The following is a 20,703-nucleotide window of genomic DNA, read 5'->3' on the forward strand; positions in this document are numbered from 1 at the left end:
TCACCGGATCTCGAGGACCGCGCCGGTGCCTTCACATCCATTGGCTGTTCGCGAGCAGGGCGTACTGGGCGGCCGCGCGCTGTTGCGCGTCGGTGAGCTGTGCGCTCGCGACGCGAGCTACGTAGCGGCCGTAGCGGATATCGCAGACGTAAGCGTCGTCCTCGTACCAGGACTCGAAGCCCGACCAGGAGTCGGTCCTGCGAGCACCGTTCTGGGCGCAGTACACGTCGGGGACATGCTCGGGCGTTTCCGCGGGTTTCCCTGGCAGCCCGTTGATTCCGTTCCACAGTGTGGTCGCGGCTGCCGCATCGCGGGCGCGAAGCAGCAGTGCGCCCTTGTGGGCGGTCGAGATTCGATCCACCCCCGCAGAGTCCAACAGGGGCTGCCACAATCCCGCGTTCGCCACGAAATGCAGGAAACCGCGGGGGGTGTGGGTGGCTTCGGTCTGGACGTCGGGGCCGATGAAATCCATGGGGTGCAAGGTTCTCTGCAGCATGCTGTCCGGGTCGTAGTCGAGGCGGAAGACGTCGGGAATCGACAGTCCCGGGGTTCGATCGAGCAGTGGGAGTTCGGCGTCGAGCACCTTGTCGGACAGCGCCCGCAACCCGTCGAGATCCGGTGTGGGCAAGGCGGTGAAGACGTTCACGACGTACGGGCCGTCGGCGACCGTGACGACCATCGCGGGCAGGCCCGGCCGCCAATGGGCGGTGGCATTCGGATGCCGGTCCAGGGTGACGTGGACATTCTGATCCGGGGCCACGCTGAAGTCGGCGGCCTCCATTTGCTCGGCGGCCGTCTCCGCTCGCTGCTGATCCGGGAATTGCAGCACGGTCACATTGAAAGAACTGGCATCCGGATCGGGTGCGGCGCTGCCGAAGAGGGCGTAGGTGTAGATCTCGGCGGTGTCCCTGAGCTTGCCGAGCGGGCGGTCGCTCACCGATGTGGCGAAGCCGAACAGCATTCCGTTTGCCTTCACTACCGGTTGGACCGGTTCGGCCAGCCAGGGCGTCGAACCCAGGTACTTGTCCGCCCGCAGGTTCCGATCGAACTTCGGATCGACCTCGGAACCGGTGATGACGGCGTCGGCCAGCCGCGTGACAGCAAGCTCCCTGCCCTCGACGCTGTCGTGCCAGTACCGCATCCGGAGGTCGAGTGGATCGGTGGGAAAGTTGCCGACCTGGAACTGCCGGACGTCGACCTCCGCGGCCGCCGCCGCACCGGACACGTCGTTCTCGCATCCGGCGAGTGCGGGCACCGCCAGCACGGCCGCGACAACCAGCGCGATCGCGCTGAAAACCCTTCTGCCGCTGCCCCGGTGAGACTGGTGAGGTTTCACGACTTCCGCCTTACTTGTTGTTGGCGAGCATGGCGTACTGTGCGGAAATCCGCTGGAACACGTCCTGCTGCTGTCGTGACCACATCTCCGCCACATAGCGCCCATAGGTGACCGAGCAGACGAAGGGGAACATGCGGACATCCGGGCCGTGGTATTTCACGCACCGTGCGTTCGGCAGTCCTGCGGGCGAATCGATTCGGCGGAAGAATCTGTCGGCTGAGGCGAGGACCAGATCCTTCGCGGCCGCGGAATCCCTGGTGCGATACAGGATTCCCGCGCCGTAGCTCACCGCGTCGACACCGTCGCGATCGAAGCTCGCGTGACTCAGCGTCGGATCCAACTCGGTTTGCAGGGCGCCGTGTGCGTCGAGAGTGCCGTCGAAGGCATCGGCGGTCGTATCACCGTCCGGGCGCGGTAGAGCCAGGCGCAGGATGCCCTGAGGATCGAGGGGCAGCGCGGTCAGCTGGTCCGAGGGCGTCGGCCGGAACGATCGCAGTCGATCGACGGTGACTTCAATGGCCTTGTCGGACTTGGCGATCAGATCCGGAAGGTCCGAGATCGTCTCCTCGTGGTTCTCGTAGTCGTCGGCCATGGTGAGGATCAGGTACTGCCCGCTGGGGTAGAACGCGGTGAGGAATTGGCTGTCGGGAAGCCAGATGAGTGCGGCGGTGGGGTGGGAGCTCGACTGCGCCGGCTCGCCCTTACCGGAACCGAGGTCCTGGAATCCGTTCGCCGCGTAAGTGGTCGCGGCCGCGGCGGCATCGCTGTCGCTGTCGAAGGTCATGACCACGTCGGTGAGCTGGTATCCGAGGTTGTGATCCGCGTTCGATCTCGCCGCTGCTTCGAAGCCCGCCGTGAACCCCGGCGGGTTGGCGGCGAACGCCGTGTCGTCGAGCCACCCGAAGGCCGACCGACGGCCGTTGATCCCGTCCTCGAGCACGTCCGACATATTCGGAAAGGGGTGCAGAACCTGGAGATTGTGAGTGAGTGCGGGATCGATGTCCATGGGCAACGGCATGGCGTTCCCCAGCCGTAGCGATTCGGCGTTCCGTGCCGCGACGGTCGCGTCCGCAGCGGTGTACGCGACCGGCCGGGTGGCGTAACTGCCGGTGTCCAGACCGTGCAGATCGACCGAGTCGTCCTCGGCCGCAGTGGAATCGGAGCCACATCCGGCCGTGGCGACAGCCGAGACGACCAATATCGCGGCGGCTGCCGCGCGCAACCGGAGCCGGACCGACCGTGGCCGGACAAAACTGTGACGCATGCCGAAAATCCCCCGAACAACCCGAATTGTCGGTCCCGCCTTGGCTTCCGACGAACCGAGCATACTGCCGGGTTCGGGGTGCGGCAGAGTCTGTGAGTCGGTGGAGGTCGGTTACAGAGGCTGGCTGTTGGCGAGTACCGCGTACTGTGCTGCCGCCTTCTGCTGGACGTCGATGAGTTGATCGCTCGAGACTCGGGCGACGTAGCGGTCGTAGTGCAGGGTGCAGATGTATTTGGCGTTGGTGTCCCAGGTTTTGTAGGTGGTCCAGGCCTTGTTCGCTTCGGCGCAGGTGGTGTCGGGGACCTTGTCGGGGACCTCGGCCGGGGTTGTGGTGCGGGCGGCTATCGCGGTGGCGAGGGCGGCGGCGGATTTCGGGTCGCGGGTGCGGAAGAGCAGGCCGCCCGAGCGGGCGGTGGAGACGCGGTCGACTCCGTTGTTGTCCAGCAAGGCTTTCCAGGTCGGCAGGTCACCGATGTAGTGCAGGTAGCCGTGGGCGGTGTGGGTTGTCTCGCTGTCGGCGTCGGGTGAGATGCTCTGGCCCGGGTGCAGGGTTCGCCGCAGCATGGCGTCGGGGTCCGGGTCCAAGCGGTAGATGTCCTCGGGGGACAGTCCCGGGGCGTCGTCGAGCATCGGGAGCTGGGCCGCGAGGATCTTGTCGGCGAGCGTGCCCAGGCCGTCGAGATCCGCGGTGGGTAGTTGCACGTAGACGGATGCGACGTAGAGGCCGTCCGCGATGGTCGCGGCCAGCGAGGGAATGCCGGGTTGCCAATGGGCTTTCGCGTCGGCATGGCCGGCCAGGGTGACATGGACGTTCCGGTCGGCGGCGACGGTGAAGTCGGCGGTATCCATGTCCTGTGCGGCGGTCCGGGCCTGCTGCGCGTCGGGGAACTGGAGGATCGTCATGTTGAACGAGGTGGCGCTCGCCTTGGCGTTCGCGCCGCCGAAGGGCTGGAAATCACCGGAGATCGTGTAACCGGTTGTGTCGCTGAGATCTTCGGTGCTGGCGGCGGCGGAGAAGCCGTACTGCATGTGGTCCGGCTCGAGCACCGCCCGAACCGGATCGGCCAGCACCGAGTAGGCATCCTCCGGGAAGCGCAGGGCCTTCGACATCACATTGTGGCTGAGGCCGGGGTCGACGTCGGTGCCGATGACCGTGTTACCGGCCAGGCGGGCGATGGCCATCGGACGGCCGTCGCCTACACCGTGTTCGTAGGTCATGCGCGCGTCGAGCGGTGCCGTCGGGTAGTTGCCGACCGGGAGCTGGCGCACGTCGACCTCCGCGGCGGCCGCGGTGCCGGACACGTCGGATGCGCATCCGGCCAGCGCGGGCAGCGCCACGACCGCGGTGATCCCCACGGTGATCGCGCCGAAAACTGTTCTGCCGCAAGAGCGGCGCAGGCCATGTCTGGTCATGATGCCCCTACTTGTCGTTGGCGAGGATGGCGTACTGCGCCGAAATCCGTTGCAGGACATCCTGCTGCTGCTGTGACCACACCTCGGCCACATACCGGCCGTGGGCGACCATGCAGTCGAACGGGAACGCGCGCGCATTGGGGCCGTAGTACTTCCTGCACTTCGCGATCGGCAGGCCCGCCGGTGAGTCGAGGAGATGGTTGAACTTGCCTACGGAGTAGTCGCCGAGGAAGCGTTGCGCCGAGTCCGCGTCCCGCGCCCGAAACAGTGCTCCCGCACCGTAACTGACGGCGTCGATGCCGTCCTGGTCGAACATCGGACCGTCGACGGCCGGTTCGCCCGCGTTCTGTAGCGCGCCGTGCGCGGCCAGGGTTCCCGCGAAGGCGTGCGCGGTCTGGTCACCCGGCGGGCGCGGCAGGGTCAGGCGCAACATGCCCTGGGGATCCAGGGGCAGCGCCGAGAGCTGGTCCGGGGGTGTCGGCTGGAACGACTTCAGACGGTCCGCAGTCACGTCGATTGCCTTGTCGGACTTAGTGATCAGATCCGGCAGATCGGAGAGCTTCTCGTAGAACTTCTCATGGTTGTCGACCAGGGTGAGAATCACGTACTTCCCCGTCGGGTAGAACGCCGCCAGGGTTTGTGACCAGGGCTCCCAAGTGATCGACGCACTCGGATGCGCGGTCGACCGGGCGGGTTCGTCCTTGCCCATGCCTACATCCAGGAAGCCACCGGCCCCGAAGGCCGTCGCAGCGGCAGCGGCGTCGGCGTCGCTGTCGAAAGTCATCACCACATCGGTGAGCTGATAGCCGAGCGTCGAATCCTCGTTCGTGCGTGCGGAAGTGGCGAAACCCGCTGTGAAGCCAGCAGGATTGGTGGTGAACGCGGCGCTGTCGAGCCATCCGAACGCGGACCGCCCCCCGTTCATCTCCTTCACCAGCACGTCGGAGATATCGGCGAAGGGATGCACGCCACCGGCGTTGACGGTCAACGCCGGGTCGACCTCCATGGGCAGCGGCATGGCGTTCCCGAGCCGGATCGCCTCCGCGTTGCGACCGGCCGCGGCGGCGTCGGTCGCGGTGACGGGTGTCGGCGCGGTGGGGAAGCTGCCGGTATCGAGTGCGGTCAGGTCGACCGAAACCCGTTCGGCCGGATGGGAACCGAACCCGCAGCCCGCGGTCGCCAGGACCACGACCGCACACGCGATGACGATCCCCGCCCCCGGTTTGGATCGGGCAGCACGCAGCCCGGTGAAACTGTGAAGCATGTAGAACAACCCCCGATGAAACCGAATCGCCTTCGGCACGTGAGCTTCCGGCGTGCGAAAGCCTACCGGCAGGTCTCGGGCAGGGCACACCCTGAGAACCATCGGGGTCGTCTACAGCATGGGGCGATCAGCGCCGAGCCGGTGTGCCGCTCAGGTAATGCTGCTCGGCCGGGGTGGTGACCAGCTGCGCGGTAGTGGTGGTGGCCTGGGTGTGCACGGTGATGGTGTGGGGGGCGTCGGGGTGCTGGACGATGGTGACGTCGGCATCCGGCTGGTAGTCGGCGGGGATGGATTCGTGGACGGTGACCACGGTGGCCGAGCCGGGGGGCGCGCTGGCGGGGACGCCGTCGAAGACGATGACGGTGGCCGCCGGGGTCGTCATGCGACCCTGCACGGTGGTGCCGCGCGAACTGTGGATCACCGAGGAGGCCAGGGAAAGAGCCTGGGGGGCCGCCACATTCGCGACCATGGCCTGCCAGGCCCAGGGGCGGGCGGTGTGGACCACCGCGCCCGCGCCGAGGGCGATGGCGCGCAGGATGACCTGCTGCGCCAGTTGCAGGCTGGCGATGATGTCGATGTGGCGGGAGCCGTCACCGATCAGCGGGACCGCGATACCGCTACCGGTGCGGTCCGCGCCGATGAGCTGGCCGCAACCCGCGGTCGGCATGGCGATATCGGTGAGCACGTCCACGGGGCCCCGGTAGCCGCTGGGACGAATCTCCTGCGTGCCGTAGGAAAGAATGTCGAGCAGCGCCCAGAGTTGGCGGCGCGGCAGCTCCTTCAGACCCGCCACCGGCGGTTCGCCGTGCTCGTAAGGCGTGTCGTAGCGGACGCGGGCGTCCACCTCGATGATGGCGGCGGGCTGGCCGGGCTTGGCGTCCGGATCGGGGACCGGTTGCAGGCGCACCGCCACCGTGGTGGCCAGGCTGCGGACCGACCAGATCTTGGCCAGGCCATCGGAATTGAACAGCTGCGGATCGATCTGGTAGCTGGTCAGGTGAATGCCGTTGTGCTCCAGGTTGTCCGGGTTCTCGACGAACTCGGGGACCGGGATACCTCGGGTGAGCTCGCGCAGCGCGGTCGTCATCTCCGTGGTGGTCAGGATCGAGGCCGTGATGCCGTGGCCCGCAAGACGATTCGCGACCCGGCGGGTGGCGACCAGAGCGGAGCGCAACGCGCCCTCCGGACCGCCGCCGCGATTGTCGACGGCCTTCGCGTTGTCCAGCGGGTTCAGCCGCAGCACCAGCCACATGGTGCGGTGCGCGATGGCGGGCAGCGGGCCGAGGATCTCGTCGTAGAGCCGCCCCAGCGGTGCGATGCTGGCCGCGTAACCGGAGATCACCGCCTCGGTGCTGGCGGTGCGGGTGCCGGTGCTGATCACGTCCACCGAATGCAGTTCGACGTCGTACTGCCGCAGGCAGGCGGCGATCTCGTTGAGCGGCAACAGCTGATCGGTGCTCAGCGAACCGCGACGCAGCAGCGTCAGCGTGTCCGGCGGCGGATCGATGCGCAGCATGGTGGTCAACAGCGTGCCGTCCCAGCGCAATCCGCAGCTGCCGCCCTCCGGCAGCGGGACATCGACACTGGCGTTCTCGTCGAAGGTCCGGCGCTGCGCCTGCTTCCAGCGATAGGCCACCCACCGGCCCAGCCGCAGCCCGGTCGGCACCCCGCGAATCGGGATCAAGCCGATCAGCGCGGGCAGCACCCCGCCGATCAGCGCCGCCCACCACGGCGCGTGGCAGGCCACCACGACCAGCGAGACCGCGACACCGAACAGCGCGACCGGAATCACCAGGCGCAGCGGCAGATTCCGCAGCAGCCACAGATCATCCGAGCGCAGCTCATAGGCGACCGCGTCATCCGATGACGCACGATGCGTACCACCACTCGACTGCGACTCCGTCGCGGGTTCCGCGGGTCGCGGTGCAGCGGAACGCGGCGGTGCCGCCACGGCGGTGCCACCGCCGCGCTCATCCTCGTACCTCGCGTCCGGTGCGTAGTGATCCGCTGCGGCATGACGAGATCGCGCACCGCCCGGCGAGTTCGGCCCACCCTGCGGGTAGCCGCCGGGTCCCCCCTGATATTCGTTCACTATCCGCCCCTCAGCGAGCTGCCGACGATAAACCCAGCGAGCTGAGCAGGGTGCTCAGTGCTGCCTTCATGTCGGGACCTTCGATCCGCATCAGCACCGACTCGTCGACGGCGCTCAGATCGATGGATTCATCATTGGCGAGCCGGAATTCGCGCTCTTCCTCGGCGGCCTCGATCAGGTTGCGGATGAAGCGGCCGTTGCCCGCCACATCCACCCCGCGGCGCGGCTGCCCGCTCTGATCGGTGCTCTCCAGTTCGTAGAGCCGCTGGCAGGTCTCGATCAGCGCCTGCATGGCGTCATCGGAGAGCTCCGAATCGCGCTTGCCGGAAATGACCTGGCCGATCTGCCCGAGCTCCTCGGCCGTGTACGACGGGAATTGCAGGCGCTTGGCGAAGCGCGAGGACAGACCGTCGTTGGCGGCCAGGAAGCGGTCGATCTCGCCGTCGTATCCGGCGATGATCACCACCAGGCGGTCGCGATCGTTCTCCATCCGGGCCAACAGCGTGTCCACCGCCTCGCGGCCGAAGGCGTCACCACCCGAAAGTCCGGTCTGGATCAGGGTGTACGCCTCGTCGATGAACAGCACGCCGTCCATCGCGGTGTCGATCAGCGCGTCGGTCTTGATCGCGGTGGAACCCAGGTGCTGACCGACGAAATCGGAGCGCTTGGTCTCCACCACCTTGTCGGTCTTGAGAATGCCGAGGCCGCAATAGATCTTGGCGACCACCCGCGCGATGGTGGTCTTACCGGTTCCGGGCGGGCCGGTGAAGGCCAGGTGCTGGCCGCGCGCCGAGCTCGAAAGGCCCTTCTCCGCACGGATCTTCGCCAGCTGCGCACTCGATTGCAGCTTGGCGACCTGGGTTTTCACCGCGGTCAAGCCGATCTGCTTGTCCAGCTCGGCCCGCGCCTGGGTCAGGATCTCCTTGGCGCGGTCCTCGTGCTCGGCGGCCTGCTTCTCCTCCAGCGAGGGCGCGGACGCCGGATCCCACTTGTCGGTGCGGGCCTCGATCACCTCCTTGGAGGTGAGGGTGATGCGGTAGGTGCGATCGCGCATGGCCGCGGTATTGGCTTCGAAATCCGGTGCCTGCGAATACACCTTCTCGAAAAGTGCCTGCGCCTCCTCGGCCGCGCCGTTCTCGCGCAGGCACAGACCGCGGCAGAACATGGCCGCCGTGCGGGCCGCCGGAATCGGTCCGGCCTCCGCGGCTTCCATCCGGCGAATCGCCTCACCGAACAAACCCAGCTGTGCGCAGGCGGTGCCGACCATCACATGCGCGCCGGCCGCCAGATAGGGGTCCTCCCACTCCGCGGAACCCGACAGCACGGTCATCACATCCGACCAGCGCTGCGTGTTGTAGTGCAGGATGCCGCGCACGTACTTGGCTATGCGGCCGTCGATTTCGAAGTCCGGTTCCGAGGCCCGGGCACGCCGGTGCTTGTCCAGTTCGTCGAGCACGTTCTGGGCCTCGTCGTACTGCTTCTCGGCGATCAGATGCGCGGCCCACGCCAGGTGGATCTCGGTGAAACCGGCCAGCGGATAGTCGATGTAGAGGCCCGGCAGGAAACGTCCAGCAAGCGCGCGCGGGGCCAAACCCAGCCGACGTTGTTCACGTGCCAGGGAAACGGTGCTGCACTTGTACAAATTGGACAACACGTCCGTGGTGACCTCGCCGGCGGCCGTGCGGCCCAGCCAGGCGTCGGCCATTGTCGGATCCCACTCGGTGGCGCGCTGAAATGCGAGTTTGGCGTAGTCGAGGTCCCGGTTCGACTCCTGGCCCTCGATGCTCAACCCCAAGGACAGCACTCCGGCGTCGAAGGCGCGTTGTGCCTGGCGAGTATCGATCATCCTAGTCGAACCCCGAATTCGTCGAACCTGGTTGGTCTTTCGTTCACTTTGCCCACTCACACGGTGCGATCGCACAGCTGCGGACAGTCGGATACATTATGGTTAACCGCCCTGGGCGGGCAACTGTTGAGAGCTACAGGGGAGCAGTTCAGCAAGTGACAGCACAGTCGATCAGCGGCCCTCGGGCGGCTGAACCCGAGTTGTGCCGAGTATCCGTCATCGGGGGGAATACCCAGCTCGACGTCGGGCTGCCGGCCAACGTACCCATCGCCGCGTTCATCGGTGATCTGGTGCGGCTCATAGAATCCCGAAATCCGGACATCATCGGCGGCGACGACGGGGGTACGCCGCTCCAGTCCCAGCATTGGACACTGGCCAAATTGGGACGCGACATGATCGCGCCCAGCCAAACCCTGAACGACGCCGAGATCTACGACGGCGAACTGCTGGTGCTGCGCGCGGTCTCCGCCAAGGAATCCCCGGCACTGTTCGACGACGTCATCGACGCCGTCTCGCGACTCACCGCCGAGGAGTTCCGCAGCTGGTCGTCGACCGCGGCCCGCTGGACCGGACTCGTCGCCGGAGCGGTCGCGGTGGCGTTCGCGATCGTGCTCGCACTGGTGGCGCGTTCCGGCGGAAACTCGTATGTCGCACCGCCACTGCTGCTCGGCGGGGCCATCGCGGCCCTGGTCGCCGCGGCCATCGCCATGCGCAAATACGCGGACGAACTGACCGCCACCGTGCTCACGCTGTGCATGCTGCTGCTGGCCTGCGGCGGCGCGGCCCTCGCGGTGCCCGGACCACTGGGCAGTCCACACCTCATGCTCGGCGCGGCCGCGACGCTGCTCATCGCGATCGTCGGATACCGGATCATCGGGGCGGGTGCGGCCGCGATCGCGGCGGTCGTGACCGTCGTGCTGCTGTCCGGAATCGGCGCGGCCGTGCGGATGATCTGGGACGCGGGCATCCCGAAAGTGGCTGCGGGCGTACTGGTCGTCTCGATCATGCTGCTGTCGGTAGTGCCGCGACTGGCCGCCATGCTGGCCCGGCTGCCCGTCCCGCCGGTGCCCACCGCGGGCGCGGCCATCGACCCGGCCGACCACGAACCCCGGCCCACCATCGAGGGCATCGGTGCGATCGGCGCGACAGTGCTGCCGTCCGCACACGGACTCGGGCAGCGGGCGCGGACCGCGAATCAATTCCAGACCGGCATCGTGATCGGCAGTGCCATCGGCGCCGTCGCGGGCGTGCTCGGCGCGGCCGACCCACTGCACTCCGATCGCTGGCAGGGCATCGCGCTGGCGGTCGTCGTATCCATCGTGCTGTGCCTGCGCGGGCGGTCCTTCGCCGACCTCACCCAGGCCGCCACGCTCATCTCGGGCGGATGCGTCACGTTCATCGGCCTGGCCGTGCTGCTGGCGCTCTCCGACGACGGCAACCTGCTGATATCGGCGGGGCTGCTGATCGTATTCGCGGTGGGTGCCATCGGATTCGGCGTCATCGGGCCGCACGTCGAGGTCACGCCCATCACGCGGCGGTTCAACGAGATCTTCGAATACGCGTTGATCATCTCGATCGTCCCGCTGGTGCTGTGGATCATGGACGTCTACTCGACAGCCCGGAACATATGAGACGGCGTCCCGGAAACTGGGCGCGAACACTGTGTGCGGCAGCGATTCTCGGCGGTGCGCTGCTGGGGCCGCAGGCTGCCGCGGGGGCGCGACCGGTGCCGGCGGTGGACCCGCCCGCGCCCACCGACGCGGTGCCACCGGCGGTCGGGGACCTCTCCCGTAAGCCCGCACCGTTGGCGACCACCCAGTTGCGCCAGGAATGCGGGAGCGAGTTCTACCTCAGACCGGGCGGGGTGCCGCGCGACGAACCGGTCGCGCAGAAGGTGCTCGACCTGCCCGCGGCGTGGCAGGCCAATCCCGACCAGGAACACAACCGGGGGGCCGGACAGAAGATCGCGGTCATCGACACCGGGGTGAGTCGAAATCCCTACATCAGCAGCAGAATCGACGTGCAGCCCGGCGGGGACTACGTCTCCGGCACCGACGGCACCGAGGACTGCGACGGGCACGGGACCGTGGTCGCGGGCATCATCGCGGCCAAGCCGAGCACCGATGACGGACTGGTCGGCGTCGCACCGGACGCGCAGATCCTGTCCATCCGCCAGCTCAGCGAGCATTATCAGGCCAAGGATCAGAACGGCGAGAAGGCTCCCGGCAATATGGCCGCGCAGGGGTACGGGCCCAGCCTGACCCTGGCGGCGGCCGTGGTGCGGGCCGCCGACATGGGCGCCTCCGTCATCAATATCTCCGCGGCCTCCTGCACGGCGGCCAACTCCGACACCGGCGACGGACCGCTCGGTAACGCTGTGCACTACGCCTTTTCGAAGGGTGTGGTCGTGGTCGCCGCCGCGGGCAATACCGGCGGCACCAACACCGACTGCAAGGTCAACGCGAACTACAGCGACAGCGCGACCAGCTGGAAGAACGTGAACACGGTCGCCAGCCCGGCCTGGTTCGACAAGTACGTGCTGTCGGTCGGCTGGATGATGCCCGACGGCAGCCCGTCACAGCAGACGCTCTACGGGCCCTGGGTCGGCGTCGCGGCCATCGGCCAGGACGTGCTCGGATTCGACAGCAACACAGGCGGAGTGGTGAACACCTCCGGCTACGACGACAAGAACAAGAAGTTCATCGGCATCCAGGGCACCAGCTTCGCCGCACCGTACGTGGCGGGGCTCGCGGCGCTGCTGAAGGCGAAGTATCCGAACTGGTCGGCGCGCGAGGTGATGAACCAGATCATCCTCACCGCGCATCAACCCGGCACCGGGCGTGACGACGGCGTCGGCGCGGGCATGATCGATCCGGTCGCGGCGCTCACCACGCAGTTCTCGGACGCGGTGCGCCAGGCGGACGTCCCCGTGCTGCCCAATCATGTCGACTCCGACAAGGCGCACGCCTTCCCCGCACCCGAAAAGCCCACCGGCCCAGCGCAGTTGCCGCGATTGGTCGCCACGGTCGGCTCGATCGTCTGTCTGTCCGCGTTGGGAATCGGTCTCGCCGTGTCGATTCCGTTCCGGCGGCGGCGCAGTGACGACGAACTACCCGACCTCGATTCCTGAGAACCGGAGAATTATCAATGGCTACCGAAGGTTTCGTGCGTCGACCGCGCATCGCCCCACCCCGCGCCCCGGGCGGTGAGATGGCGCTGACCGCGCCGCCGGAGATTCCGCGCGCGGTGCCCGCACCGCTGATGAGCAAGCTCATGCCGGTCGTGATGATCGTCGCCATGATCGGCATGCTGGCCATGTTCGCCATGATGGGCCGGTCCGTGCTGACCAACCCGTACATGATGATGATGCCGCTGATGATGGTGATGGGCATGGGCGGCATGCTCATGGGCCAGCGCGGCAGCGGCAAGAGCTCCGGGGAACTCAACGAGGAACGCAAGGACTACTTCCGCTACCTCGACCAGACCCGCCGAGAAGTGCGGCGCACCGGGCAGAAACAGCTCGAGACGCTGGTGTGGAGCCATCCCGAGCCCGCGGATCTGCCGTCCATCGTGAACAGTCGGCGCATGTGGGAGCGCCGCCCCAACGATCCGGACTTCGGGCATGTGCGCGTCGGCATCGGCACGCACCGGCTGGCCGCCAAACTGGCGCGGCCGGAAACCGGGCCGCTGGAAGACCTCGAGCCCGTGTCCACGGTGGCGCTGCGGCGTTTCGTACGAACACATTCCGTCGTGCACCACCTGCCGACCGCGGTGTCGCTGCGGGCCTTCCCGGCCATCAACCTCGAGGGACCGGCCGCGGACGTGCGCGGGCTGGTGTGGTCGATGCTGATGGAGCTCACCGCATTCCACGGGCCCGACCACGTCGGCGTCGCCATCGTCACCGCCGAACCCGACTGCGAGGCCTGGGCGTGGGCGAAATGGCTGCCGCACGTGCAGCATTCGGCGCATCGCGACGGGATGGGCGCGGCGCGCATGATCTACGGCTCACTCGGTGAGCTGGAGACCGCGCTGGCCGACGACCTGCTCGAGCGCGGGCGCTTCATGCGCAATCCGCAACCGACACAGGGGCGTCTGCATCTGGTCGTCATCATCGACGACGGATATGTCAGCGGCAGTGAGCGATTGATCAGTGAGTCCGGACTCGACGCGGTCACCGTCATCGACGTGAGCTCGGCCGAGAACGGGCTGGCCGCGCGTCGCGGACTGCAACTGGTGGCCGCCGGGGGCGAGGTGTTCGCCAAGAGCGCCGCCGGATCCGAGAAGTTCGCCAATGCCGACCGGGTGACCCTGGCCGAGGCGGAAGCCTTCTCGCGCAGCCTGGCTCGCTTCCGCATCGCCACCGCGGCGCAGATCGTCAGCCTCGGCGACAACACCTCCGCCGCCGACCCGGGCCTGATGAACCTGCTCAAGATCCCGGACGCCGCACAGATCGATCCGGCCAAGGTGTGGCGGCCGCGCGCCGGACGCGAACGGCTGCGGGTGCCGATCGGCATCACGCCCGACGGCACTCCCGTCGAGATCGACATCAAGGAATCCGCCGAGAACGGCATGGGCCCGCACGGGCTGTGCATCGGCGCGACCGGTTCCGGCAAGTCGGAATTCCTTCGCACGCTGATCCTTTCGATGGTGACCACACACTCGCCCGACCAGCTCAACCTGGTGCTGGTCGACTTCAAGGGTGGCGCGACCTTCCTCGGCATGGATCCGCTGCCGCACGTGGCGGCGGTCATCACCAACCTCGAGGAAGAACTCGCGCTCGTCGACCGTATGCGCGACGCGCTCGCCGGTGAGATGAACCGGCGGCAGGAACTGCTGCGCTCGGCCGGAAACTTCGCCAATGTCGTGGAATACGAGAAGGCGCGTGCCGCGGGCGTGCCGCTGGATCCGCTACCGGCGCTGTTCGTCGTCATCGACGAGTTCTCCGAACTGCTCTCGCAGAAGCCGGATTTCGCGGACCTGTTCGTGATGATCGGCCGCCTGGGCCGGTCGCTGCACGTGCACCTGCTGCTGGCCTCGCAGCGACTGGAAGAGAACAAGATGCGCGGCCTGGACGCGCACCTGTCCTACCGGATCGGCCTGCGGACGTTCTCCGCCAACGAATCTCGCGCCGTGCTCGGTATCACCGACGCCTACCACCTGCCGGGTGTGCCGGGCTCGGGCTACCTCAAGAGCGACGCCTCGGATCCGCTGCGGTTCAACGCGACCTATGTGTCGGGGGCCTACGTCGCGCCCCGGGCCAGTCGGCAGACCGCAGACGGCCGCACGGTCGCCGAAGCGCCGCCGCGCGAGTTCACCGCCGCGGCAGTGGAAATGCTCGAACTGCCGGAGCCGGAGAACCCGCTCGATCCGTTCGACCTGCTGCCGCCGCCCCCGCCCGCCGACGAGGGTGTCCCCGACAGCCTGCTGCAGGTCGTCGTGAAACGCCTTACCGGACACGGGCGTCCGGCCCACGAGGTGTGGCTGCCGCCGCTCGAGGAATCACCGACCGTCGACATGCTGCTGCCCGATCCGGACTGGCGTTCATCGGTCAACCGGCACGGACAGCTGTGGATGCCGATCGGCATCATCGACAAGCCGTACGAGCAGCGCCGCGACGTGCTCACCATCAATCTCGCTGGCGCACAGGGCAATGTGGCGGTCGTCGGTGGTCCGCAGGCGGGTAAGTCGACCGCGCTGCGCACCATCATCATGGCCGCCGCCGCCACCCACACCCCCGAGCAGGTGCAGTTCTACTGCCTCGACTTCGGTGGTGGCTCGATGGCCGGTCTGGTCGGGCTGCCGCACGTCGGCTCGGTCGCGGGCAAGCTCGACTCCGACCGGGTCCGGCGCACCGTCGCCGAAATCGCCACCCTGCTGCGGCAGCGCGAGGAACGCTTCGCGGCGCAGGGCATCGAATCGATGGCCGAGTTCCGGCGGCGCAAGCACGCCGCGCTGGCCGCCGGGCAGACCGACGACCCGGTGCTGGCCGACCGCTTCGGCGACGTGTTCCTGGTCATCGACAACTGGCAGGTCGTGCGCGAGGAATTCGACTCGCTGGAACCGACGGTCGGACAGCTTGCCGCGCAGGGCCTTTCGTACGGCATCCACGTCATCCTGGGCGCGAACCGCTGGGGTGAGGTCCGCGCCTCCATCAAGGACATGATCGGCACCCGGATCGAACTGCGCCTGGGTGACCCGTCGGACTCCGAGATGGGCCGACGCATCGCCGTCAACGTGCCGCTCAACCGGCCCGGCCGCGGCCTCACCGCCGACCAGCTGCACATGCTGATCGCGCTGCCGCGCTTGGACTCCGACACCAATGTGCAGAACCTCGCCGAGGGCGTCGCCGCCTCCCGCACCGAGATGCAGGCGCTCTACGGCACCCGCCGCGCGCCCGAGGTGCGCACGCTGCCCGCCAGCCTGCCGCGCGAGCAGGTGCTGGAACTGGCGCATCGCCACGGCATCGCGCAGAGCCCTACCAAGGTGGTCGTCGGCATCGGCGAATCCGAACTCCAGCCGATCGCCCTGGACTTCGGCGCGGACGCGCACTTCATGGTCTTCTCCGAAGTCGAATCGGGTAAGACCACGGTGCTGCGCAACATCGTTCGCGGCATCGCGGAGAGCTCCAACGCCGAGCAGGCCCGCGTCATCCTCATCGACTACCGGCGCACCCTGCTGGGCGTGCTGGAGGGCGATCAGCTGGCCGGGTACTCGACCTCGTCGCAGACCTGCGGCGGCATGGTCAAGGAGGTGGTCAACTACCTCGCCAAGCGCGTCCCCGGCTCCGACATCACCCCGCAGCAGCTGCGCGACCGCGACTGGTGGTCGGGCCCGGAGATCTACGTCGTCGTCGACGACTACGACATGGTGGTCGCCGGTGGTGGAAACCCGTTGAGCGCCTTGGTGGAACTGCTCCCGCAGGCCCGCGACATCGGCCTGCACGTGGTCATCTCCCGCAATATGGGCGGCATCTCCCGGGCCCTCTACGACCAGGTGCTCGGGTCGATGAAGAACCTCTCCGTGCCGACGCTGCTGATGAGCGGCTCGCGCGACGAGGGCAAGCTGATCGGCGACATCCGCCCGATGCGCCTGCCGCCCGGCCGTGGCATCCTCTGGACCCGCTCCGCGGGTGCCGAGATGATCCAGATCGCGGATCTGCCGGCGCTGTAAGCGATTTGCGAGTCCGAAAGGTCCGGCCCGCCTGAATCATCAGGCGGGCCGGACCTTTTCGTTCAGGCGGTGGTACCCGGTTCGATGACCACGCCCGGATGGGGGCGCAGGTAGGGGTGCTGGTGGGTCTGCCAGGTGGGGGAGGGGGTCTCCGGGAACTTGGCGGGTGTGACCGGGGAGCGGGTCAGGGTGGAGGTGTGGTCGGTGAGCCAGGCGGCCGTGCGGCGTTCGAAGAGGGCGCGGGAGGGGCCGGTGGCCTCCGGGCCGGCTATGCGGGCCAGAGTGAAGCCTGCGCGGCGATAGTAGTCGTGCAGGGCGTAGTTGGTGGTCCAGGCGTCGAGGCGGACCCAGGTGCGGTGTCGGGTGCGGGCCAGGTAGGCGGCGTGGGCCAGCAGGGATTCACCGACGCGGCCGCCCGCGAACCGCAGGTCGACGATCATGAAGTGCACGATCGCGGCGTCCGCCAGTTCGCCGGGGGACCACAGGTTCTCGTCGGCCCGGTCGTTGACGGTGATCGTGCCCGCGGGTTCGCCGTCCACCTCGGCGATCCAGGTTTCGCCATTGCGGACCGAACGGGCCACGGACCGGACGAAGAGCTCGATGGGGAGTCCTCGTCCGGCCCGCGTCCACTGGTCGCTGCCGTGTGCCGCCAGCCAGCTCGTACGTTGCAGCCGGAACCTGGTGATGGTTCCCAGGTCTGCTATTCGGGCCGGGCGGAGGTGCGGAGTCATGGCGAACGAGGTAGCAGAGAAATGCCCGAAGAATGGGAATTTCCCGGTGGGCACGGCGCGCCGAGTGTTTTACGGATTATGTCCGTTCCGGTGTCATCGCCCAATTCGTATGCCAATCGATTGCGGGCAGCAGTGGAACGATGTCGGGTCACTCGAGTAATTCGCTCATGATTAGCGCCGATGCGCAGATGGTCCAGCAGGATGGTGCCCGGACCCACGCCGAGTACCGCCGCCTCCTCCGCGGTGGCGGGGCGGGCGACGATGGTGTCCCGGTGCGCGGACTCGGCGAAACCGCGCTCCGACAGTCGGCGGGTGGTGCCCTCCGGGATGTCGTGCGGCGCGTCGATTCCGGTGGCCTCGGCCAGATCTCGCGGGTAGACGCTGATCTCCCAGGACCACGGTTCGTTGTCCAGATACTGCATGACGGTGCGTGAAACGACCCATTCGTCTGGTTCGACGCCCAGCCAGTGCGCCACCTCCGGGCTGGCCGGTTCCATTCTGGCACTGAACTGTTTGGACGGCTCCCGGCCCGCCGACCGCGCGATCTCGACGAAGATGTCGTGCGGCGCCTTCGGCCGGTCCGGCCGAATGCTGTCGGTGACAACCGATTCCAGCACTTCCTGACTTCGCACGATGGTGCCGCGGGAAGTTGCTGTGTACACCAGGTTCTCGGCTACCAAAAGCTGAATTGCATTGCGAGCGGTCGTAATCGAAACCTGCATCTGGTCGGCCAGCTCGTTGTGACTCGGTAGTCGATCGCCCGGTTCCCACTTGCCGGCGCGGATCTCCTCGCGGAGGAGGTCTGCGATCCGTTGATATCTCGGACCGTCCGCCATCTCGCTCCTCGGTTGTTGCTTCAAGGCTGTGAAGTCTACTCCGGTGGCACTACTGCCGTGTAAGGCTTGACAGCAGCATTCCGAGGTTTATTGTAATGAAGGTCCTGAATGCGGTGTTGTTGTTTACGTCGATGAACGCGAGGCAACGTGGCAGGTTCGGAGACATCAAATACGGTCGTCGTGGCTCTGCCCGACGTGTCCCTTTCGTATGCGGACACTGACGCTGCGCCACTAGCTGCCGGCCTATTGCCGACCTCCGACCTACTTTTGCGCGCTTGTCGCGGTCACCGGGTCATCGGTGGACCACTGCTGTGGTTCGCCCATGATCTCGCGGTGCTGCACCAGCGCAGGGTAGTGGGTCGCGGTGGCGTGGGACCGGAGACCGACCCGACGTCGATCATCGAAAACAAACGTCGCCGAATCGAATTGGTCATGGCCATTGACGACTGGATCGTGCGCTCGGTTCCCCAGCATCGACTGGGGGCCACCCTGCACACCGAAACGGTCGGATCGGTCATCGATCGATTGGCAGAGGCGTCGGTTCGCGCCCATCATGCGTTGATGACCCTTGACGCGAATGATGAAATGTTGCACGGTGCTTGGCACCATTTGGCTGAATTGTCCGACGCCTATGACGATCTCGTCCGCGACGTGCTCGCCGGACGGCGACGGCTGCCCGCCTGGTAAAAAGCGTGAACAGTGCGCGGTCCGGACCCGAGGGTGGTCCGGACCGCGTTTTGTTCCGTGTCCGAAAAGGTAGCTATATCGCCTATTTCGGCAAGCGGGCTATCACATCGGTGAGTACCGCCTCGGCCGCCGCGCAATCGGCGCCCGAGGCGGTGCCGACCAAGGACACGTGCACCTGCTCGGCATTGTCACCGCTGGTGGCACGCACCGGATAGCGGATATCGCAGCCGTCCGGCGATGCCGCGGTGGTGTAGACCGTGTACTGGCCCAACGACTTCGAGACCAGCGCGGGTGAACCCTTGTCCGGACTGGTCTCGTCGACCAGGCCGACCCGCAGGGTGCCGCCGGTGCCCGACATGCCGCACTCGTGCGGGGTGATCGACCGCGCGCCGCCGTCGTCCACACCCAGGACCCGCTGCGCGACAGCCGAATCCAGCACCGAACACGGGTCCAGGCGCAGGATCGAGGACTTCGGCGTCTTGCGCAGCGGCACATCGACGGTCAGCAGCTTCACCACCGCCGCCATGGCGTGCTCCGCCGACGCGCACACCTGCGCCGGATCGGCCGACGCCGCGTCGTCCTCGGCGTACACCTGCAGCGCCACCTCGCCACCGGCATCGGTCACCACCGCGCTGCGGCAGCTGTTGCCCACCGGATCCGCGCGCCGGATCTCCGCGCCGCCCACCACCGCACCCGTCGGCTGCATGGTGTCGCGCACGGCGGCCGCGTCCACCCCGGCCTCCAGCTTGTAATACACCTGGTGCTGGGCGGATTCGAGCACCGTGGTGCCGCAGCCCCCGGCGTAGGACCACGCCGGATCGGCGGTCCGGGTGCCGGACTTGCCGACCACCGCCATATCGATCACCGCGCAGGGATCCAGCAGCCGCGCCTCCGACGCGCTCAACGCCAGATTCGGATTCTCCAGCGACTGCGCGTGCCCGTCCTGACGGGACCAGTGGCTCACGCCCTCCAGCGCGGCCCCGAACGCGACCACCGTCGCCACTCCCGCTGCCGCCCACACCAGGCCGCGGCGGCGGCGCAACGCCATGCGCGCCAACTGATCCCGGTAACCGGCCTCCTGCGCGCCGGTGCGCGCCCACCACTCCGAATCGGCCCGATTGCTGGCGATGAAATCCTGCACCGGGTGTGGCCAGCCCGCGCCGCCCGGGGCGGTCGCGGCATCCAGGGGGATCTCCGCCGCCGCATCCGCCAGACCGCGCGGACTCGGGCGCTTGGCCGGATCCTTCTCCAGGCACGACAGGATCAGCTCGCGAATCTCCGGCGGCGCGCCGTCGAGCTCCGGGTCGGAATTGACCACCCGGTAGGTGACCTGGGAGGCGAAATCGCCTGGGAACGGGGTCTTTCCGGTCGCGGCGAAGGCCAGCAGCGCGCCCACCGCGAAGACATCGGCGGCCGAGGTCACCGCCCGGCCCTCCACCTGCTCCGGGGACATGAACGCCAGCGACTCGACGGCGGGCTCCGCGCCCGCGTTCGAACCGGCGATGCCGAAATCGATGACCCGGGGGCCCTGCGGGGTGAGCACCACGTTGCCGGGCACCAGATCACGATGCACCAGCACCGCGCGATGCATCTCGATCAGCGCGGCCGCCAGACCCGACGCCAGCAACTTCAGGCCCGGCAGCGGCAACGGTCCCGCGGTCTCGACGGTCGTCCGCAGATCCGGGCCCGCGATGTATTCGGTGGCCAGCCAGGGACTCTCGGACTCGGTGTCGGCGTCGATCACGGCCGCGGTGTGCACACCGTCGAGCTCACGACCGGACTCCACCGCCCGCAGAAACCGCGCCCGGAACTCCTGATCCTCGGCGCGGACCTGGTCGACCTGCTTGACCGCCACCAGTTTCCCGGTCGGCGAACGCCCCAGCAGCACCCGTCCCAGCTGCCCCCGAGCGATCACCGCGATCATGCGATTCGACCCGAGCCACCGCGGATCATCAGGCCTCAACGGCTTCACGCAGTCACCTCACTGAACGCCACAGCGCCCTCATCCGCCGACAGCCCGCCGCGCTCGAAACCCGCGGAACGTCCGTCTTTTCCACCGGCCCG

General features: G+C 67.6%; 13 protein-coding genes. 4 read left to right on the plus strand and 9 right to left on the minus strand.

Going from position 1 to position 20,703, the window contains the following annotated elements; translation table 11 throughout:
- Nucleotides 1-31 precede the first annotated feature (31 nt).
- From OG300_RS37140 to eccA, 6 genes are all read right to left on the minus strand, one after another.
- Nucleotides 32-1,336 (minus strand): hypothetical protein, encoded by a 1,305-nt coding sequence (locus tag OG300_RS37140; RefSeq protein ID WP_405489256.1) that lies wholly within the window; start codon nucleotides 1,334-1,336, stop codon nucleotides 32-34.
- Nucleotides 1,337-1,346: 10 nt separating this feature from the next.
- A complete protein-coding gene (locus OG300_RS37145) occupies nucleotides 1,347-2,600 on the minus strand; it encodes a hypothetical protein (RefSeq protein ID WP_405489258.1) in 1,254 nt (417 codons plus the stop codon).
- Between the two features lie 111 nt (nucleotides 2,601-2,711).
- A complete protein-coding gene (locus tag OG300_RS37150) occupies nucleotides 2,712-4,013 on the minus strand; it encodes a hypothetical protein (RefSeq protein WP_405489260.1) in 1,302 nt (433 codons plus the stop codon).
- A 7-nt stretch (nucleotides 4,014-4,020) separates the two neighbouring features.
- Nucleotides 4,021-5,277 carry a hypothetical protein gene (locus OG300_RS37155; RefSeq protein WP_405489262.1) on the minus strand — a complete coding sequence of 419 codons (1,257 nt, stop codon included), beginning with the start codon at nucleotides 5,275-5,277 and terminating at the stop codon, nucleotides 4,021-4,023.
- A 127-nt stretch (nucleotides 5,278-5,404) separates the two neighbouring features.
- Complete coding sequence (gene eccE / locus OG300_RS37160) at nucleotides 5,405-7,369, minus strand: type VII secretion protein EccE (RefSeq protein ID WP_405489264.1); 1,965 nt, start codon at nucleotides 7,367-7,369, stop codon at nucleotides 5,405-5,407.
- 10 nt (nucleotides 7,370-7,379) lie between these two features.
- The gene (eccA, locus tag OG300_RS37165) at nucleotides 7,380-9,215 is read right to left on the minus strand and encodes a type VII secretion AAA-ATPase EccA (protein WP_405489266.1); all 1,836 of its coding nucleotides are present in this window, start codon (nucleotides 9,213-9,215) and stop codon (nucleotides 7,380-7,382) included.
- A gap of 155 nt (nucleotides 9,216-9,370) precedes the next feature.
- Between eccA and eccD the strand changes: the two genes are divergently transcribed.
- The 3 genes from eccD to eccCa are packed head-to-tail and all read left to right on the plus strand — an operon-like array spanning nucleotide 9,371 to nucleotide 16,385.
- On the plus strand, nucleotides 9,371-10,846 hold the full coding sequence (eccD, locus tag OG300_RS37170; RefSeq protein ID WP_405489268.1) for a type VII secretion integral membrane protein EccD: 1,476 nt from the start codon (nucleotides 9,371-9,373) through the stop codon (nucleotides 10,844-10,846).
- Nucleotides 10,843-12,345: a type VII secretion-associated serine protease mycosin gene (mycP, locus tag OG300_RS37175; RefSeq protein WP_405489270.1), complete on the plus strand. Its 1,503-nt coding sequence runs from the start codon at nucleotides 10,843-10,845 to the stop codon at nucleotides 12,343-12,345. The genes eccD and mycP overlap by 4 nt, the downstream gene beginning before the upstream one ends.
- Nucleotides 12,346-12,362: 17 nt before the next feature.
- A complete protein-coding gene (eccCa, locus tag OG300_RS37180) occupies nucleotides 12,363-16,385 on the plus strand; it encodes a type VII secretion protein EccCa (protein ID WP_405489272.1) in 4,023 nt (1,340 codons plus the stop codon).
- 62 nt (nucleotides 16,386-16,447) lie between these two features.
- Here the strand turns inward: eccCa and OG300_RS37185 are convergent, their stop codons facing one another.
- On the minus strand, nucleotides 16,448-17,116 hold the full coding sequence (locus OG300_RS37185; protein WP_405489274.1) for a GNAT family N-acetyltransferase: 669 nt from the start codon (nucleotides 17,114-17,116) through the stop codon (nucleotides 16,448-16,450).
- The gene (locus OG300_RS37190) at nucleotides 17,113-17,952 is read right to left on the minus strand and encodes a GntR family transcriptional regulator (RefSeq protein WP_405489276.1); all 840 of its coding nucleotides are present in this window, start codon (nucleotides 17,950-17,952) and stop codon (nucleotides 17,113-17,115) included. Before OG300_RS37190 ends, OG300_RS37185 begins: the two co-directional genes overlap by 4 nt.
- 180 nt (nucleotides 17,953-18,132) lie before the next feature.
- Between OG300_RS37190 and OG300_RS37195 the strand changes: the two genes are divergently transcribed.
- A complete protein-coding gene (locus OG300_RS37195) occupies nucleotides 18,133-18,639 on the plus strand; it encodes a DUF4254 domain-containing protein (protein WP_405489278.1) in 507 nt (168 codons plus the stop codon).
- A gap of 82 nt (nucleotides 18,640-18,721) precedes the next feature.
- Here the strand turns inward: OG300_RS37195 and OG300_RS37200 are convergent, their stop codons facing one another.
- A complete protein-coding gene (locus OG300_RS37200; RefSeq protein ID WP_405489280.1) occupies nucleotides 18,722-20,563 on the minus strand; it encodes a serine/threonine-protein kinase in 1,842 nt (613 codons plus the stop codon).
- Nucleotides 20,564-20,703: the final 140 nt, after the last annotated feature.

Source organism: Nocardia sp. NBC_00511 (assembly GCF_045161165.1).
In the GTDB taxonomy this organism is placed as follows: Bacteria; Actinomycetota; Actinomycetes; order Mycobacteriales; family Mycobacteriaceae; genus Nocardia.

Excerpts from the sequence above, each read along its gene's own strand:
- OG300_RS37185 (WP_405489274.1), bottom strand. The coding sequence starts at position 17,116 with ATGACTCCGCACCTCCGCCCGGCCCGAATAGCAGACCTGGGAACCATC.
- OG300_RS37155 (WP_405489262.1), bottom strand. The coding sequence starts at position 5,277 with ATGCTTCACAGTTTCACCGGGCTGCGTGCTGCCCGATCCAAACCGGGG.
- eccA (WP_405489266.1), bottom strand. The coding sequence starts at position 9,215 with ATGATCGATACTCGCCAGGCACAACGCGCCTTCGACGCCGGAGTGCTG.
- OG300_RS37200 (WP_405489280.1), bottom strand. The coding sequence starts at position 20,563 with ATGATCGCGGTGATCGCTCGGGGGCAGCTGGGACGGGTGCTGCTGGGG.
- OG300_RS37190 (WP_405489276.1), bottom strand. The coding sequence starts at position 17,952 with ATGGCGGACGGTCCGAGATATCAACGGATCGCAGACCTCCTCCGCGAG.
- OG300_RS37145 (WP_405489258.1), bottom strand. The coding sequence starts at position 2,600 with ATGCGTCACAGTTTTGTCCGGCCACGGTCGGTCCGGCTCCGGTTGCGC.
- eccCa (WP_405489272.1), top strand. The coding sequence starts at position 12,363 with ATGGCTACCGAAGGTTTCGTGCGTCGACCGCGCATCGCCCCACCCCGC.
- mycP (WP_405489270.1), top strand. The coding sequence starts at position 10,843 with ATGAGACGGCGTCCCGGAAACTGGGCGCGAACACTGTGTGCGGCAGCG.
- OG300_RS37150 (WP_405489260.1), bottom strand. The coding sequence starts at position 4,013 with ATGACCAGACATGGCCTGCGCCGCTCTTGCGGCAGAACAGTTTTCGGC.